The sequence below is a fragment of the Treponema brennaborense DSM 12168 genome, assembly GCF_000212415.1.
Taxonomy (GTDB): domain Bacteria; phylum Spirochaetota; class Spirochaetia; order Treponematales; family Treponemataceae; genus Treponema_F; species Treponema_F brennaborense.
Map to the genome: position 1 here is coordinate 1637205 of NC_015500.1, position 17562 is coordinate 1654766.

Annotated in this window: 17 protein-coding genes; 10 read left to right on the forward strand and 7 right to left on the reverse strand. The window is 53.8% G+C overall.

Translation table 11 applies throughout. The features are described from left to right. Window positions 1–5: 5 nt before the first annotated feature. Window positions 6–485, reverse strand: a complete 480-nt coding sequence (locus TREBR_RS07110) for a divergent PAP2 family protein (protein WP_013758514.1) — start codon at window positions 483–485, stop codon at window positions 6–8. A 75-nt stretch (window positions 486–560) separates the two neighbouring features. On the opposite strand from TREBR_RS07110, the gene TREBR_RS07115 reads away from it, so the two are divergent. Together TREBR_RS07115 and TREBR_RS07120 are read left to right on the forward strand one after the other, a co-directional pair. Continuing rightward, entirely contained in the window at window positions 561–1571 is a 1011-nt protein-coding gene (locus TREBR_RS07115; protein ID WP_013758515.1) for an RluA family pseudouridine synthase, read from the forward strand. Next, a complete protein-coding gene (locus TREBR_RS07120; protein WP_013758516.1) occupies window positions 1568–2452 on the forward strand; it encodes a hypothetical protein in 885 nt (294 codons plus the stop codon). The genes TREBR_RS07115 and TREBR_RS07120 overlap by 4 nt, the downstream gene beginning before the upstream one ends. Window positions 2453–2458: 6 nt before the next feature. Here the strand turns inward: TREBR_RS07120 and pcnB are convergent, their stop codons facing one another. Beyond that, window positions 2459–3739 carry a polynucleotide adenylyltransferase PcnB gene (gene pcnB, locus TREBR_RS07125; RefSeq protein ID WP_013758517.1) on the reverse strand — a complete coding sequence of 427 codons (1281 nt, stop codon included), beginning with the start codon at window positions 3737–3739 and terminating at the stop codon, window positions 2459–2461. A gap of 148 nt (window positions 3740–3887) precedes the next feature. On the opposite strand from pcnB, the gene TREBR_RS07130 reads away from it, so the two are divergent. The 7 genes from TREBR_RS07130 to TREBR_RS07160 all read left to right on the forward strand — a co-directional run bounded on the left by TREBR_RS07130 (window position 3888) and on the right by TREBR_RS07160 (window position 9605). After that, complete coding sequence (locus TREBR_RS07130) at window positions 3888–5174, forward strand: FAD-dependent monooxygenase family protein (RefSeq protein ID WP_013758518.1); 1287 nt, start codon at window positions 3888–3890, stop codon at window positions 5172–5174. 28 nt (window positions 5175–5202) lie between these two features. Beyond that, window positions 5203–5757 (forward strand): 16S rRNA (guanine(966)-N(2))-methyltransferase RsmD, encoded by a 555-nt coding sequence (rsmD, locus tag TREBR_RS07135; protein ID WP_013758519.1) that lies wholly within the window; start codon window positions 5203–5205, stop codon window positions 5755–5757. Between the two features lie 81 nt (window positions 5758–5838). Beyond that, a complete protein-coding gene (locus TREBR_RS07140; protein ID WP_013758520.1) occupies window positions 5839–6183 on the forward strand; it encodes a hypothetical protein in 345 nt (114 codons plus the stop codon). A 62-nt stretch (window positions 6184–6245) separates the two neighbouring features. Next, on the forward strand, window positions 6246–7364 hold the full coding sequence (locus TREBR_RS07145; RefSeq protein ID WP_156786722.1) for a tetratricopeptide repeat protein: 1119 nt from the start codon (window positions 6246–6248) through the stop codon (window positions 7362–7364). Window positions 7365–7370: 6 nt separating this feature from the next. Beyond that, the gene (gene rlmN, locus TREBR_RS07150) at window positions 7371–8399 is read left to right on the forward strand and encodes a dual-specificity RNA methyltransferase RlmN (protein WP_013758522.1); all 1029 of its coding nucleotides are present in this window, start codon (window positions 7371–7373) and stop codon (window positions 8397–8399) included. Window positions 8400–8448: 49 nt separating this feature from the next. Then, window positions 8449–8658 carry a cation transporter gene (locus TREBR_RS07155; RefSeq protein ID WP_013758523.1) on the forward strand — a complete coding sequence of 70 codons (210 nt, stop codon included), beginning with the start codon at window positions 8449–8451 and terminating at the stop codon, window positions 8656–8658. Further along, window positions 8658–9605, forward strand: a complete 948-nt coding sequence (locus TREBR_RS07160) for a D-2-hydroxyacid dehydrogenase (protein ID WP_013758524.1) — start codon at window positions 8658–8660, stop codon at window positions 9603–9605. The genes TREBR_RS07155 and TREBR_RS07160 overlap by 1 nt, the downstream gene beginning before the upstream one ends. 32 nt (window positions 9606–9637) lie before the next feature. Here TREBR_RS07160 and TREBR_RS07165 read toward each other — a convergent pair whose 3' ends face one another. From TREBR_RS07165 to TREBR_RS07175, 3 genes are all read right to left on the reverse strand, one after another. Further along, on the reverse strand, window positions 9638–10279 hold the full coding sequence (locus TREBR_RS07165; protein ID WP_013758525.1) for an HD domain-containing protein: 642 nt from the start codon (window positions 10277–10279) through the stop codon (window positions 9638–9640). Between the two features lie 144 nt (window positions 10280–10423). After that, entirely contained in the window at window positions 10424–10957 is a 534-nt protein-coding gene (locus TREBR_RS07170) for a 3-isopropylmalate dehydratase small subunit (RefSeq protein WP_013758526.1), read from the reverse strand. Further along, a complete protein-coding gene (locus TREBR_RS07175) occupies window positions 10954–12264 on the reverse strand; it encodes a 3-isopropylmalate dehydratase large subunit (protein WP_013758527.1) in 1311 nt (436 codons plus the stop codon). Before TREBR_RS07175 ends, TREBR_RS07170 begins: the two co-directional genes overlap by 4 nt. A 240-nt stretch (window positions 12265–12504) precedes the next feature. On the opposite strand from TREBR_RS07175, the gene msrB reads away from it, so the two are divergent. After that, complete coding sequence (gene msrB, locus TREBR_RS07180; protein ID WP_013758528.1) at window positions 12505–13608, forward strand: peptide-methionine (R)-S-oxide reductase MsrB; 1104 nt, start codon at window positions 12505–12507, stop codon at window positions 13606–13608. A 42-nt stretch (window positions 13609–13650) separates the two neighbouring features. Here the strand turns inward: msrB and TREBR_RS07185 are convergent, their stop codons facing one another. Then, window positions 13651–14646 carry a helix-turn-helix transcriptional regulator gene (locus TREBR_RS07185; protein ID WP_013758529.1) on the reverse strand — a complete coding sequence of 332 codons (996 nt, stop codon included), beginning with the start codon at window positions 14644–14646 and terminating at the stop codon, window positions 13651–13653. Window positions 14647–14888: 242 nt separating this feature from the next. Then, window positions 14889–17549 (reverse strand): pyruvate, phosphate dikinase, encoded by a 2661-nt coding sequence (ppdK, locus tag TREBR_RS07190; protein WP_041610726.1) that lies wholly within the window; start codon window positions 17547–17549, stop codon window positions 14889–14891. Window positions 17550–17562 lie beyond the last annotated feature (13 nt).

Consider the following 17562-nt stretch of genomic DNA (forward strand, 5'->3'; position numbering starts at 1 on the left):
AGCGCCTACAGCACGGCGAACGCGATGCCGATGGCGACGCCCAAAAAGCAGCCGATAAACACTTCCGCAGGTTTATGCCCCTGCACTTCTTTTACCGGCTTGAATTTCAAAATCTCTTTTTCACAGAGCGACGTACCGAGTTCGTTCAGCACCCGCGCCTGAATGCCGCTCGCACGTCTGACGCCGACCGCGTCGCGAATGACCACCAATGCGAAACAAAACGACAAAATGAAAATATCGGAATCGATTCCCGACCGGAATCCGATGGAAGTGCAGAGCGTGCACATGAGCGCCGAATGGCTCGAAGGCATACCGCCGGTTCGCCACAAAAGCAATTCAAACAATTCCCGTAAACTGGAAATTTTACCGGTAAACAACTTAATGACTGTTTTTATAAACTGGGCCGAGAACCAACTGAAAATACAGGCGAGAAAAACGGAGTTTTTAAAAAGCGATTGAATTTGTTCTAAGGCTGAAGACCACATGGTATTCTATTTTACCGCAGAACGAACTTTTGTCTAGTAGATTTTGACGCAAATTCGCTCTATAATAATAACATAATGCTTTTTTTACATTTCACGGCCGGACCGGACGACGCACGGCGGCGACTGGACAAAATCATACGCAAATTTCTCCCGAACGCTCCGCTGTCCGCGATTTATTCGTATATCCGCAAATCCCTCGTCAGAGTAAACGGTAAAAAAACGGATGCGGCAGCCCGCGTAAACGAAGGAGACCTCATCGATATAGCCGATTTTCTGCTGCAGCCGCAGCCCGCCGAACTCCCCTCCGAGCCGGAACCCGCGCGAAGCCGCCCGGCAGCGTTTCCGGCGCTGGACGACGTGTTCTGCAACGACTTTCTCCGCGTCATAAACAAACCGTACGACATTCCCGTACAAGGCTGCCGCGGTGCCCGCGTTTCAATCGCCGACATCGTGCAGGCCGAATACGCCGAAACCGCGCGCGCGTCGTCGCTTTCGTTCAAACCGGGCCCGCTGCATCGGCTGGACAGGAAAACGACAGGACTGCTCGTCTGCTCGCGGAATCTTGAAGGCGCGCGGTGGTTTTCCGCCGCCGTGCGGGACCACCTGCTCCAGAAGCGATACGCAGCCATCGTTCAAGGCTGCCTTGAAACGGAACGGATCTGGACAGACAAAATAGAACGGGAAACGGAAGGGCTGCACCGCTTCCGGCGCTCGCTCGCGTGCCGCAGCGGCGGCAGCGAGGGCAAAACCGCCGACACCCGCGCCGTTCCGCTCGCACACGGTTCGTACGAAGGAGAGCCGGTCACGCTCGTTCTGTTTTCCATCGGCAGCGGCCGGACGCATCAAATCCGGCTGCACGGCGGCGCGCACGGTTTTCCGCTGCTCGGCGACACGGCGTACGGAGGCCGCCCGATCAGCGAAGCGCAAAGCATATATCTGCACGCATGGCAGCTCGGTATACCGGAACCGAATCCGGTCTCACTGCCGCCGCTGCTGTGCGCACCTATTTCGACAAATTTTCAAAAAATGTTAAAAAAATGCTTGCTTGAATGGGACTATAGTGCGTATAATGGAAGCGATATATGAAAATATTCAGTGATATGCTTCATCTGCTTCAAGGTTCAACAGTGTACGCGCTCGTCGGACCGAGCGGAACGGGAAAAAGCTTCAGGGCAAAATTACTCGCACAGAAATACGGCATAGAAGCGATCATAGACGACGGACTGCTCATTCAGGACGATAAAATTCTGGCCGGACAGTCGGCAAAGCGTGAAAAAACCTATATGGGAGCCGTCCGCGTCGCCCTGTTCGACGACAAAACGCATCGCGACCAGATTGCCAAAGCCGTACAGAAAATGCATATCAAAAAGATACTTCTCCTCGGTACGTCCGAAAAAATGGTACAGAAAATCGCGATGCGATTGCAACTTCCCGCTCCGTCCAAAATAATCAAAATCGAAGACATCGCGACGCAGGAAGAAATCGAAACGGCAATCAGATCCCGACAAGTTGAAGGAAAACACGTCATCCCTGTTCCCGCCATAGAAATAAAGCGCGATTATCCGAAAATTTTTTACAACGCGGTGCGCGTGTTTCTGAAACGCGGAAAATCGAAAGAAAATAAAAATGCAAATTCAAAAGTCTTTGAAAAATCGGTCGTACGCCCGGAATTTTCCAAAAAAGGGCGCATCGAAATATCGGAAGCGGCGCTCACCCAAATGGCCATGCACTGTGTAACCGAATACGACTCGCAGATCAGGGTAAAAAAACTCGCTATCAAAACCGACGCGCAGGGATACCGGCTGGTTATCACCATAGATATTCCGTTCGGCACGCAGCTGACCGGCAAAATCCACAATCTGCAAAAATACATCATTGATAATATCGAAAAATACACCGGTATTCTCATAGAAGAAGTCAGCATCATTATCGATAAAATCACGCAGACGGGAAAAGAAACCCGTTAAAGACCGTTACAGAACGGCGCTTTTGGGCGATTCGGAAACGGTTTCGCAGGGGCGGCTGAAAACGGCCGGTGCAGCTGCGGCGTCTTTCGACGGCACGGCGGCGGTATCCTTCGCCGGCGCGTGTCTTTTTCTGCGTCGTTTTGCAGAACCTGCAGCGTTTCCGTTTTTGCCGGTTCCCGACTCATTCAGCGTGCGAGTCGAGCCGGAACCGAATACTTTTTTGGGAATATGTACGGAAATACCGAGTTTTTTCAGCACGGTGCGAATCGCAAACTCAAGTTCCGTCCGCTGCGGATTCATCGGCAGCACGAAATTCCGGCACTGCGCCCAGGTTTTCATATACAGTTCGCCGGCGGCGGAACGCGATTCCGCTTCTTCCGTCCAATCGGTCAATCCGGCCGTAAAATCATAAATCAGATACGCAAGTTTTTGACCGAGCCGCGCGGAAGGATCCACCACGTGCAGCGCGTCGAGTTCTTTTAAATGGACGAAATAGTCGTGCTCGTACTTCGGATCGGCGTACATCATGGCCGTAGCCGCCGGCTGCAGGTACATGTACAAGTCGACTTCAAGCGAAAACTTGACGATATCATAGGCGTGACCGCTGTTGATAATTTTCATCAGCTCTTCCGTGAGCCGCGACGGAGACACCGGCGACAGCAAATGAGCCGATTTACGGATTTTCCGTTTCAGATAACCGGGCAGTTTGCAGCCGGTCGTCGCCGCATATTTTACCGCGCGCAGCATACGCACCGGATCTTCTTCAAAAATGCGCTCGATAGGAATGACCGGACGAATGACGCCTTTTCTGATATCCTTTACACCGCCGACGTAATCGACGATCTGCTCCCGCACCGGATCGTAATACAAAGCGTTCAGCGTAAAGTCGCGCCGCTGCACGTCTTCATCCATCGAACCGAAGCTGTTTCCGACCGAACCGTCCGTTATGGAACGGAACGTGCTGACTTCAAAAATTTTGGGGCCGAAAAACACGTGCACCAGCCGAAACCGGCGTCCGATAATCCGCGAATTACGGAAAATCTTTTTGATTCGCGGCGGCGGTGCGTCGGTTACGATGTCGAAATCCTTCGGGTCTTTATCGACCAGTAAATCGCGGACGGCGCCGCCCACCACGTACGCGTCAAATCCGTATTCGCGCAACATGGAAATGACGCGCAGTGCGTCTGCGTCTATTTTTTCGCGGGGAATCGAATGTTCTTCTTTGGTATAAATAACCGCCTTTTTGACGGGTTTGCCTTTAGCATCAGCTGTATATCGAATTAACACGGTTTTATATAATAGAAGATTCAGCGATACAAGTCAAGCCTTGAACGCCGCAGTCTTGAACACTGACCGCGCTTTCAAAAAACAGCGGCGGAACGCGCGCGCGGCGGGCTTTACGCTGAACGGAAATTCCGTTATAGTGTTCAAAAGTATGAAACGATATGATTGTGTGATTGCCGGTTCCGGCCCGGCAGGTCTGGGTACCGCGTTCGCCCTGCTCGAAAAAAAGCGGAATGCAAAAATTTTGCTGCTCGAAAGCGCCGAAATTTCATCCGGCGGACTTCGCAACGACTGTAAAATGAACTTTACCTATCCGGTGGGATTTCCGTCTGATTATTGGAGTACCGGCACCGCGTCCCCGTATATAGCCCGAATCGAAGCGTTTCTGAAACCGGACATTCTCGAACAGATACAAGTCGACACGTACGCGGCACGCGCGCAGCGGATCGGCGTAACGCTGCTGCGCATCAGACAGTCGCATCTCGGAACGGACGGCGGCATCAAGCTGATAAAGGACCTGACTGCGCGGCTCGCGCAAGCCGGCGTCGAACTGGCGTTCGGCGAGTCGCTCGTAAGCGCGGACGTACGGAGCCGTACCGCCGTTACCGGTACACGTGAAATAGCCTACGGATCGCTCGTCGTGGCGCCCGGACGGCACGGATTCGATTTTCTGCGGAAATTCATGAGCCGCACCGGTATACGGTACACGGACAACAGTATAGACGTGGGTATCCGCGTTGAAACGAGGCGGGAACACTACCCGATCGTCGCCGATTATTACGATCCGAAATTCATGTTTCCCGAACGGACGCGTACGTTCTGCACCAATTCGGGCAGCGCGCACGTCGTGCAGGAAAAATATACCAGCACGGCCGGGCAAACGTATTACAGCGTCAACGGGCACGCTTACTCGGATAATTTGCCGCCCAACGGGTTGGTGAACTTCGCCGTACTCCGTTCGGTCGCGTTTACCGAACCGCTCGCATCCGGACAGGATTACGCGGAATTTCTTGCGGCGCTTGCGATGCTTACCGGCGGCGGGCACCCGATCATGCAGCGGATCGGAGACTTCCGGCTCGGAAAGCGGACGACGGCGGCCGGTTTGAACGGCGATCTGTACGATTTTGCCCCTACGCTGAAATCGGCGACACCGGGAGACATTTCGCTCGCCATGCCGGCCAAATTCCTTGAATCAATCTGGAAAGCGCTCAAAAAACTCGATACGATCGTACCCGGCGTGCTGCATCCGAGCACCGTCATGTACTATCCCGAAATCAAATTGTACGCGAACAAACCGGTGTTCCTGAACGACCATTTTATGGCGGCGCCGGACGTATACCTGATCGGCGACGGAGCGGGAACGTCCCGGGGAATCACCGGCGCGTGGGCGTCCGGCATGCGCGCAGCCGACGGCATCGCGCTCGCACAATCGTGGTAAAGGCAGGCGTTATGGCAGAGGCGGACATATGAGAATAACCGGCGGCGAACTGCGCGGCAGAATCATAAAATGCCCGGACGGCGTTATCCGTCCGGCGATGGACAGAATGCGCGAATCAGTGTTCGCCATATTGGGAGACTTGAGCGGCAAATCGTTTCTCGATTTGTTTTCCGGGTCGGGAACGATCGCCATAGAAGCCGCGTCGCGCGGAGCGGCGCACGTTGAACTGGTGGAAAAAGACCGCATCAAAACGGACACGGTGCTGTCGAACGTTTCCGTTACCGAAAAAGAACTCGGAAAAAAAATAAGCTGTCACTTTATGGCGGTAGAATTGTTTATGAAGCGTTGCAAGTCGCAGTTCGATTTGATTTTCTGCGATCCGCCGTTTCCGTATAAATTCCATCGGGATCTGATCGAAATCGCGGCCGAACGGAATCTTTTGACTCCCGGCGGAATTATCATGATACACCGGCCGGCCGAAAAACCGCTGCCGGATGCAATCAGGCAATTTGAACGGTTCGATCAGCGGGAATACGGACGATCCATCGTCGATTTTTACCGGAATCCGGCGGAAACGCGGTGATTTATCCGAATCGCTTCAAAAAAACATTGACAATTGCTTCAAATCTGATAGAATGGAGGTAGATATAATTACAGGGTTCTTATGAATACGGATTTAAAAATAATGTTCAATAAACATGCGTCGAATGCTTCTGGATTTATAAAAACAAGTGACAATCCTGCTGCCGGCTTAACATCAGAACAGAAAGCGGTTTTGAATCGAAAAGGAAATATTCTTTTTAACCAAGGCGATATAGAACAAGCCCGCAGGATTTACCTTGCGACCGGATATTCGGACGGGCTCACCCGCGTTGCGGACGTGTATGCAGCGAAAAACCGGGAACTCGACGCATTAAAATTATATTTGCTTGCGCATAACAAAAGAAAATCCGAGCCGTTACTTAAAAAGATTGCCGGACTGATTTCAGTAATGATAGAAAAGGAATAAAAAATATGGAAGATTTATTTACGCCTGAAGGAAAACCGACGGATGCTTTTTCCGACGATTTCATGCCCGCTGATACCGATATCACCGCAACAGACGGAAAAGCTGCGGAAATTTCCGAACTCTCAAAAAAAGGATACCATTTTCTGAAAGAAAACAGGATAAAAGAAGCGGACGACGCGTTTAACAAAATCCTGGAACTTGAAGACAACAACAATTACGCGCTGGTCGGACTCGGAGATTCGGAACGCAAACAAAATCATTTCCGCGAAGCGATCGAATATTATTCACGCTGCCTCACCTATCATCCCGGCAACAACTACGCGCTGTTCGGACTGGCCGACTGCTATAAGGCGCTCAATCAGTATCATAAAGCGATCGACATCTGGGAACAGTATCTGATGCACGACGACCGGAACATTACCGTACTTACTCGCGTCGCGGACGCGTACCGCAAGATCCGGGACTTTAAAAAGTCCAAACAATTGTATCTGAAAGTGCTCGATATGGAAGAAAACAACGCGTATGCGCTCATCGGGCTCGGACATCTACACTACGATTTTAAGGAATACCGCGACGCGCTGTATTATTGGACGCGCATGTTCGAGCTGAACGAGCGCAACGTGGATATCCGCGTGCTGACTTCGATCGGCAACTGCCACCGCAAACTGAAAACGTTCGATAAGGGCGTCTACTATTTCGAGCGCGCGCTTGAAACGGAACCGGACAATTTTTACGCGCTGTTCGGTTTAGCCGATTGTTACCGCGGAATGAACCAGCAGTTCAGGTCAGTCGAATACTGGAACAAAATTCTTGAAAAGGATCCGCGAAACAAAGTCATTCTGACCCGTGCCGGCGACGCGTACCGCAACACCGGCGATTACGAAACGGCAAGCGCGTATTACAATAAGGCGCTCGATATCGAATTCGACTTGTACGCGGTACTGGGCCTTGCGCTTATCAGCAAGGGACAAGGCAAATACGAAGAAGCAATCGCGAGTCTGACCCGCCTGGTACAGTCGGATCCTAAGAATTACCGGTTGTACATCGATCTGGCGGATTGTTATATGAAAAAAAACCGAAAAACGGCGGCGATTGAAGTGCTTGAATCGTTCCAAAAACAGGGAATCAGAAGCCAGGCGGTCAGCGACATGATGGAAAAAATCCAGTCCAATCAGTATTGATCCGTTATGGCTACTATGGACAAAATCTCCGTTGCAGGACTGCTGCCGGAGGAACTGAGCGCGCTTCCCGGCGTGTCTCCGCAGTTCCGCGGCAAACAGATATTCAAATGGCTCGGAAACGGCGCCGCTTCGTTTCAGGAAATGCGGAACCTGCCGCAGCACCTGCGCGACAGCCTGTCAGAAACGGCGGCGGTTCGTTCGTCGCAAATCGCGCAGGAATTACGGGACCCCGACGGCACGGTTAAGCTGCAGATCACCCTGCACGACGGCGCGTGTATAGAAACCGTGCTGCTGACCGACAGCAGCGGACGAAAGACGGCGTGCGTTTCGTGCCAGGCCGGCTGCGCGATGGGATGCGCGTTCTGCCAGACGGGAAAGCTCGGTTTGGCGCGGAATTTGGACGCAGCCGAAATCGTCGAACAGTTCTTATATCTTGAACAGGTTTCGGGAAAACTCGACAACATCGTCTTTATGGGAATGGGCGAACCGATGATGAATCTGAGCGCCGTCAGAAAAGCGGTCGCCGTGCTGACGCATCCCGAAGGCCGAGGACTTTCGGCCCGGCGAATCACCGTGTCGACGTCCGGAATCATAAAAGGCATATACGACCTCGCTGACAACGGTCCGCACATGCGGCTCGCCGTGTCGCTGACGACGGCAGATCCCGAATTGCGGGAACGGCTCATGCCGGTTACCAAAGGAAATCCGCTGCCGGAACTGCAGAAAGCAATCGCCTATTATACGGAAAAATCAAAAAAACGCTGTACGCTGGAAGCGGCGCTGCTTGCGGGAATGAATACCGGCACCGCCAGCGCTGAACGACTGATCGAGTTCGCTCGCGGGCTCGACGTACACATCAATTTGATACCGTGGAATCCGGTTCCGGGGCTCCCCTTTGCCGAACCTTCCGCAGCGGAATGTACCGCTTTCGTCCGGCTGTTGGAAAAAGCGCGCCTGAACGTTACGCTCCGCACTCGGCGGGGCCGTAAAATCGGCGGCGCATGCGGACAGCTGGGAAAAATAACGGTTGAATAAAATACGGATTTAAGATATATTTGTTGTAAGGTTTTTGGAAGGAGCTCCCATGCAAAAGAAAATTTACGTGGCCGGTATGGCGGATGAACGGAACGAACAGGCTGTTCAGACTGCTGTTTCCGCAGTAGTCGGAGTCGCATCCTGTACCGCGAACGCTTTAAAAGCTCAGGTGCTCGTAGATTTCGACGAGAATACCGCCGGTATCGAAGATGCAATCAGCAACGCTATAATCGGCTGCGGATTTGATGTTCTCGGCTGATGGATATCGTTTTTCTTGACAGTCATGCAATAAATCCCGACGGTTTAAGTTGGGATGATTTTTCCGCTCTGGGGTCGTGCACGTTTTACGACAGAACTCCGCCGGATCAGGTCGTCGGACGGATCGGGAACGCACAGGCCGTTATCATAAATAAAACAATTCTTACTGAAGAAATTTTCCGCGCGTGTCCGTCGCTCTCATATGTCGGCATACTGGCTACCGGATATAACGTAGTCGACGTTGCCGCCGCCGCGAAACACGGAGTTACCGTAACGAACGTGCCTTCCTACAGCACGTCTGCCGTCGCACAGCACGTGTTCGCGTTCATCGGCGAATTCGCATCTTCGGTCGCCGTACACAACGATTCCGTACACGCCGGCGACTGGTGCGCCAATCCCGATTTCTGCTACTGGAAAAAACCGCTTATCGAACTTGACGGCAAAACGCTCGGCATTTACGGGTTCGGCAACATCGGCCGCCGCGTCGCCCGGATTGCGGCGGCGTACGGTATGAACGTTCTGTGCACGACGCGTTCCGCCCGGACGTGCGGCGGCATTACGTTCGTACCGCAGGAAACCCTTTTTACCGAATCAGACTTTCTGAGTCTGCACGCTCCGCTCACCGATCAGACTGCGGAACTTATCCGTGCGGAAACGCTGGCGCAGATGAAACGCGGCGCGTATCTGATCAACACGGCGCGCGGCGGTCTCGTACGTGAAGCAGACGTGCGTGAAGCACTTGAAAGCGGACGGCTCGCAGGATACGCGGCGGACGTCGTTTCCGAAGAACCGATGAAAAAAGACAATCCGCTGTTGCACGCGCCGAACTGTATCATTACGCCGCACATCGCTTGGGCGCCGCGCGAAACCCGGCAGCGCCTGATTCGCATCGCGGCCGAAAATCTTGCGGCGTTCATTAACGGAACGCCGGTAAACACCGTCCGGTAGCCGTCCGAATACCGCCCGCAATCCGATACGGCTCAGGTATGAATCCAGCCGTTTTTTATGCCGCCGCTTATCTGCCGTTCCACCCACGGCCACAGCGCGGGCGTTCCCGTCTTTACCGGAGCCATACGCTCGTACACTTGCGCAGCCGAAACGGAACCGAGCTTCCACGTATGACCGTCGGTCAGCGTATTGTGCATAAACGGCTGCAGCCGGTCGAGACTTGCCGCAAAACGCGAATCGGCGGTATCCATGCGGTCGAATTCTTCCCACAAAAAGCGGATATCCCGCGCCTGATCGGGCGGCAGCAGCGCAAACAGCGTGTCGGCTGCAGCAGCTTCGCGTTCGGCTTTATCGGTGTTTCCCGCCGTATCGAAGGCGAACGTATCGCCCGCGTAAATTTCAATCAAATCGTGCACGACGACCATTTTAAGAACGCGCGCCATGCGCACCGGTTCGGCCGCGTATTCTTCAAGTACGACCGCCATCAGCGCAAGGTGCCACGAATGTTCCGCATCGTTTTCCCGGCGCGACCCGTCGGTAAGCAGCGTGCGGCGCAGAATGTGTTTCATTTTATCCACTTCGGCAATAAACGTCAGCTGCCGGGCAAGACGCGTTCCCGCGCCGTCCTCAGCGGGAACGTCCAATTTGTATACGATATCATCCGTTGAAAGCATTCTTTCCTCCCGTACATCGTTCGTCAGTATATAAAAAAACTTCCGGATACGCAACGTACCGGAAGTTTTCCGTATAGAACAGTCGCAGTTTATGCCGACGCGCACGCACAGTCGCTTCCGGGCGGCGCGCACAGCTGCAAACGGTTAATATTTTTTTTCCGCGTAACCGAGCCAGCCGTCGTTTTCTATCAGCGCCTTTTCAAAGCCATCGAGCGGGAAATGATAGCTTTTGGACAAACTGCCGGAAATCAATTTTACCTTTGCCGTACCGTCGTCGTTGATAACGATGGTGCATTCGGTATCCTTATCGGCAAACGTGCGGAACATGTCGTCTATATCTTTTTTGGACAGTTCGACGGCGAGCATACCGCAATTGAACATGTTCTGGCGGAAAATGCGGGCAAAGTTAACCGCAACGACCGCGTAGATTCCGTTCACTTCAAGCGCCCAAGGGGCGTGTTCGCGCGATGAACCGCAGCCGAAATTTTCCCGGGTAATTATTACCTTTTTACCGGCGACGTCGGCTTTCGGATCAAAGCCGTCGAGTTTCAAATCTTCGAGCAAATAGGGTTTCAACGCCTGTTTACTGATTTCCGTCAGATATTTTGCCGGAATAATTTCGTCGGTATTGATATCCGAACGATCCAGGAACAGAACTTGTCCTCCGAACTGTTTCATTTCACATTCCCCTTAAAGAGTGATGAATTTGTTATCGTACCGGCAACGGCTGTCGCTGCGGCACTGGCGGGACTCATCAGATGGACGACTCCGCCTTTTCCCATTCTACCATTAAAATTGCGGTTTGTGGTAGAGGCACACACCTCGTTTTCGGCAAGAACACCGTTGCTCATGCCGAGGCATGCACCGCACGTCGGATTCGTAACGCAAAACCCGAAATCCATGAACGTTGCAAGAATACCTTCTTCCAGTGCCTTTTTGTAAATGGAAGGAGTCGCCGGCGAAAGGATACCGCGCACGCCGGGCGCGATCCGTTTGCCTTGCGAAAGCGCTTCGGCAAGCACTTTCGCCGCTTCACGCAGATCTTCTATGCGGCCGTTCGTACAGGAACCGATATACACCTGATCGACTTTCGTTCCGGCGAGTTCGCGAATCGGTTTTACCTGATCGGGTTTAAAACCGAACGTAGCGAGCGGTTCCAGATCGGACAAATCGTACGTATACACCCGTTCATACGCCGCGTCCGCATCGGAGCACCACGTTGCATATTCAGCGAGCGCCGCTTCTTTTGAAGCGAAATCATCTTTAATGAACGGCCACAGATATTCGACGGTCGTCATATCGGGCATACAAATACCGCTGGTCGCACCGGCTTCAACCGCCATATTGCAGACGGTCATGCGCGCTTCCATAGACATGGCGTCGATTATCGGCCCGGCAAATTCCATAACGCAGTTCGTCGCACCGTTTACGCCGATTTTACCGATAATATACAGAATGACGTCTTTTGCATAAACGCCGGCCGGAAGCGTTCCGTTCAGCACGAACTTGATCGTTTTAGGCTCCTTAAAGGAACACACACCTTTCAGAATACCGACTTCAAGATCGGTCGTACCCACTCCCGCTGCAAATGCACCGAACGCGCCGTGCGTACACGTGTGGCTGTCGCCCATGATAACGGTAAAACCGGGCCGCACGAATCCTTTTTCCGGAAAAATGGCGTGGCACACGCCGTTCGCACCGATATCGAAAAAATCCTTGATATGATTACGGAACGCCCATTCGCGCAGGATTTTTCCCTGCAGCGCCGTTTTGGAATCTTTCGCCGGCGTTACGTGATCGATGACCGCTTTGATTTTGGACGGATCGAACACGCGATCTTTGCCGTTTTCAGCGAGGTCGGTAATGGCAACCGGCGTCGTGATTTCATGGCAGAATACACGGTCGAGTTTCAGCACCCAAGTATCCTGAAAAGGTTTTTCAGCTACGTGCGTTTCAAAAATTTTCTGTGCGATAGTCTTTCCCATAGAAGCCCCCTGCAACACTACAAATAATTCATTATTTATAAAGTTATTACAGTAATAGTAAATTCTTTATAAAAAAAAGTCAAGTATGTGTGAATCCGATATCCCGCGTGTGTGAATCCGGCACCATTTTCCGAACGCCGAATGCGGCGAATAACTGTAACCAAAATAAATACAGTTTGTTTATCGTATACTTGATGACGGAGCCGCATTTGATACGGCTGATTACCGGAGGTACAGTATATGCCCGGACGGATAGGCACCGCCGCAGTATTGGCGGCTGCGGTGATTTTAGGCGGCTGTGCGAAAGGCACGGCGAAGGAGATTCGTATGCAAAAGCAGGAAACCGATACCGTACGGCGGCTGACCGTACCGCAGGGTCAAAAAGAAATTTTTCTGGCCGGCGGCTGCTTTTGGGGAACGCAGGAATATATGAGAAACCTGCCGGGAGTTTCGGCAACGCAAGTCGGATACGCTAACGGCGATACGGAACGGCCGACCTACGAAGCAGTCTGCCGTTCGGAAACCGGATACGCGGAAACCGTTCAGGTCGTATACGATCCTGCCGTCATTCCGCTCGATTTTCTGATACGTACTTATTTCGGCATCATCGATCCGACGAGCGTAAACCGCCAGGGAAACGATGCGGGCAGCCAGTATCGGACGGGCGTTTACTATACGGACGCCGCCGACGAACCGATAATACGAAGCGTGGCGGAATCCGTGGCGCGCGAATATCGTCTCCCGTTGGCGGTGGAAATCACACCGCTGCAAACTTACTACCCTGCCGAAGCATACCATCAGGATTATTTGCAGAAAAACCCCGGCGGATACTGCCATATTCCGCGCCGCAAACTGGAAGAAGCAAAACAGAAACTTGCAGCGCCCCACGCTGCCGGCGGTTCGCCGTACCGGAAGCCAAACGACGAACAGCTGCGCCGCACGCTCACGCGGGAACAGTACGAAGTAACGCAGCGCAACGCAACCGAGCCGGCGTTCAAGAACGCCTATTACGACGAATTCAGGGCAGGCATATACGTCGACGTAATCACCGGACAGCCGCTGTTCGTTTCAACTGATAAATTCGATTCCGGCTGCGGCTGGCCCGCGTTCAGCAAACCGATAGACGAGTCGCTGCTGAACACGCGGACGGACACGTCGTTCGGCATGATGCGAACCGAAGTCCGCTCCGCCGCCTCAGACGCACATTTGGGACACGTATTCAACGACGGACCGAAAGAAAGCGGCGGTCTGCGGTATTGCATCAACAGCGCGGCCCTGCGCTTCATTCCGCAGGATCAGATGGAAGCAGAAGGATACGGCGCGTATCTCGACTTGCTAAAATGACCGATCAGACGCGGAAGCCGCCGCGCTTCTGCCGTGCGGCGATTACAACTCTTTGGGATGCCGCAGCCGGACGATGCCGGAAACGATTCCGTACAGCACTCCCGCACACGGCCAAATAATCCACGACCGCCCCCAGTCGTGCGTAATGAAACTGTAGCCGAGGTACGCCGCCGTTACGACAGACCAATACATGCCGCTCAGCGCACTTTCAAAGTTCGCGTTCCGCCCGGCGGCGGCTTTCAGTTCAGGGACGAACGCCCCGGTTTGAAGCAATTGGTCGTAACTCGCCTTCACCATGCCGGCCGAGATAAACAGAAAAACTCCGACGGCGACGAGTCCCAGCATAAGACACACTGCGCCGGTCAAAACCGCGTCGGACATATCGAAAAAACCCGAAACAACCACGGGAATCACGCTGACGATACACAGCACCACTCCCCACACGATTTTGAAGGCATACGGCAGTTCAAAGCGCTGCTTTTTTTCCTGAACCAGAGCGGCGGCAGCTGAATCGAGCGTAAACGGTTCCGATTTGATATATTCAAAAACGTGCAGCTTCATTCCGTTCAAAATGATAACGGCGACCGCAGCGGCCACACCGGCCAGCAGCAGCGTAACCCCCAGAGCCGCCGCTCCGTTTTCCGAGAGCGGAACGACGCCGGTTTCCGACAGCAACTGCAACAGCAGTAATACCGCCACCGAACAAATGCAGACTGCCACTCCTCCGGCAATAGTGCGGGCGGCGGCGGCAGACACGGCGATAAAGCGTTCCGCTTCGGGCAGGGAAACGCGGCGGAGTACCTTTTCCCCGGCCGAAGACGCCGGTTCCGCTGAAACGGACAAATCGTCTTTCAGTAGCGTATCGGTACTGACGCCGAACAGCGTGCTCAGTAACAGTATTTTATCGAGTTCGGGAACCGCACCGCCGCTTTCCCATTTCGATACCGACTGCCGCGACACGGCAACTTTATCCGCAAGCTCCTCCTGCGACCAGCCGTTCCGTTTCCGCAGGATCTCTATTTTTTCCGCAAGTTTCATACGAACCTCCTACTGCCTCTTTTACGCCAAGTATATCGGATTTTCCGGTTGACAACCACCAATTGCGCTTTGAATTTTGTCAACCTGCGGGTGCGAAAGCTCCATAATCGCATCGCGTAAAAAACAAAAAGCCGGATAAGGGAACGGACGTTTCGGTCCGCCGCCTTATCCGGCTCGGCGTTTCCGCTGCGCAGTGCGCCTTCACGCGAGAGCGGCTACTGCATCACGGGAAACGTCTCGAGTCAGCTGTTTCTGATAACCGCCTGGGCTGCCGCAAGCCGGGCAACCGGTACGCGGTACGGAGAGCAGGACACGTAATTGAGTCCCGCGCGATAACAGAAATCGATCGTTACCGGATCTCCGCCGTGCTCGCCGCAAATACCGAGTTTCATGTCCGGTTTGACGGCGCGGGACTGTTCGCGGGCAAAGTTGACCAGTGCGCCGACGCCTGCTTCATCGAGCGTTTTGAACGGATCTGTTTCAAAAATATGCTGCTCCAAATACGCGGGCAAAAACTTCACCGCGTCGTCCCGGCTGAACGCAAACGTCATCTGCGTCAAGTCGTTCGTGCCGAAGCTGAAAAAATCCGCGTACTGCGCGAGTTTTCCGGCAAGCAGCGCCGCGCGGGGAACTTCTATCATGGAACCGATCTTGATAGAATCGGCGAGCTTCGTGTTGCCGCCGCAGACCGAACTGACGATAGCCTCCGCACGTCCGCGCAGAATGTGCAGTTCGGCGTCGTCGCACACGATGGGGATCATGATTTCAGGCTGCACCGGCAATCCCCGCGCGGCGCAGTCCGCGGCTGCCCGCACGATAGCTTCAACCTGCATATCGTATATTTCGGGGTACGTAATACCCAGACGGCAGCCGCGGTGTCCGAGCATGGGGTTCATTTCGTGCAGCCGGTCGAGTTTGACCGCAAGCCGCACCGCTTCGATTCCCATGTACGCGGCGAGTTCGTCCTTTTCGGCCGCCGTATGCGGAATGAACTCGTGCAGCGGCGGATCGAGCAATCGGATAGTAACGGGACGTCCGTTCATCGCCTCAAAAATGGCGGTAAAATCCTTTTGCTGCAACGGCAGAATCTTGTTCAGCGCGGAACGGCGCTGCTCGGCGGTGTCCGAAACGATCATCGCCCGGAAATGGATCAGTTTATCCCGGTCGAAAAACATATGTTCGGTACGGCACAGACCGATGCCTTCCGCCCCGAATTTAAAAGCCTGCACTGCGTCCGGTCCCTGATCGGCGTTCGCGCGAACGGAAAATCCCTTGATCGGCCCGCGCACGGACTGCGCGCATTTTTCATCGCACCAGCTCAGGAACGTGTCGAGTTCGCTCGATATGCCGGGTGATGAAAGCGGCAAGTCCCCTTCGTATACGCAACCGGACGACCCGTCTATGGTAATATAGTCGCCTTCGGTAAATTTACGGCTGCCGATGGTAACCGTGTTTCCCGTGACCACCACTTCCTGTGCGCCGCACACGCACGGAGTGCCCATTCCGCGGGCAACGACGGCGGCGTGACTGGTCATTCCGCCGGTCGAAGTCAGGATGCCTTCGGACACGACCATACCGGCAATGTCTTCGGGACTGGTTTCTTTACGGACGAGTACGACTTTTTTGCCTTCCGCCGTCCATTTTTCGGCGTCGGACGCCGTATACACGATTTGCCCGCAGGCGGCGCCCGGAGACGCGTTCAGCCCTTTCGTAAGCGGCACTGCCGTTTTGAGCGCGGAAACGGAGATCATGGGATGCAGCAGCTGATCGAGCTGTACGGCGGAAACGCGCCGGATCGCTTCGTCTTTCGTAATGAGTTTTTCGGCGACCATATCCACCGCGCATTTTACGGCGGCCTGACCGGTGCGTTTGCCGTTGCGGGTCTGCAGGATATATAATTTTCCCTGCTGAACGGTGAATTCCATATCCTGCATGTCGCGGTAATGTTTTTCAAGCCGGTCGCGGATATCGGTCAGCTGCTTATACACAGCGGCGTTTTCCTTTTCGAGTTTATCGATGGTTTCAGGCGTTCTGATACCGGCGACGACGTCTTCACCCTGCGCGTTCATCAGATATTCGCCGTAAAACGTGTTCACGCCGGTAGACGGATCGCGGCTGAAACAGACGCCCGTGCCGGAATCCGCGCCGAAATTACCGAACACCATGGACTGAATGTTGACCGCGGTTCCGGCGAGCCCTTTGATATCGTTCAGTGCACGGTATTTTATGGCGCGCTCGTTCATCCAGGAACCGAACACGGCGTCGATCGCACCCCACAGCTGTTCAATCGGATCCTGCGGAAAATCCGCGCCGAGCGCGTTCCGGTATATCGCCTTATAAGTGCCGACCAGTTCTTCCAGATCCTGCGCCGAAAGCTCGGTATCGAGCATCACGTTCCGTTTCCATTTCAATTCGCACAAGGCGTCTTCAAACGATTCGGCCGGCACGCCCATCGCGACGTCGCCGTACATTTGAATGAACCGGCGGTACGCGTCCCAGGCGAACCGCAGATTACCGGTTTTAGCGGCGAGCCCCGCGGCGGCTTTGTCGTTCATACCCAAATTGAGGATCGTGTCCATCATACCGGGCATGGAAACTTCCGCGCCGGAACGGACCGACACCAAAAGCGGATCCGACGCGTCGCCGAGTTTTTTGCCCATCAGTTTTTCAAGCGCCGCCAAATGTTCAGCCACCTGCGCTTTGAGTCCGTTCGGATACGTTTTGCCGTTTTCATAAAACAGTCTGCACACTTCCGTAGAAACGGTGAATCCCGGCGGAACGGGAATGCCCAGATTCGTCATTTCGGCAAGGTTCGCACCTTTACCGCCCAATTCGCGGCGCATCGCGGCGCTACCTTCGGCTTTTCCGCCGCCGAAAAAATACACCAGCTTGACAGTGTCCATCATACAGTTTCTC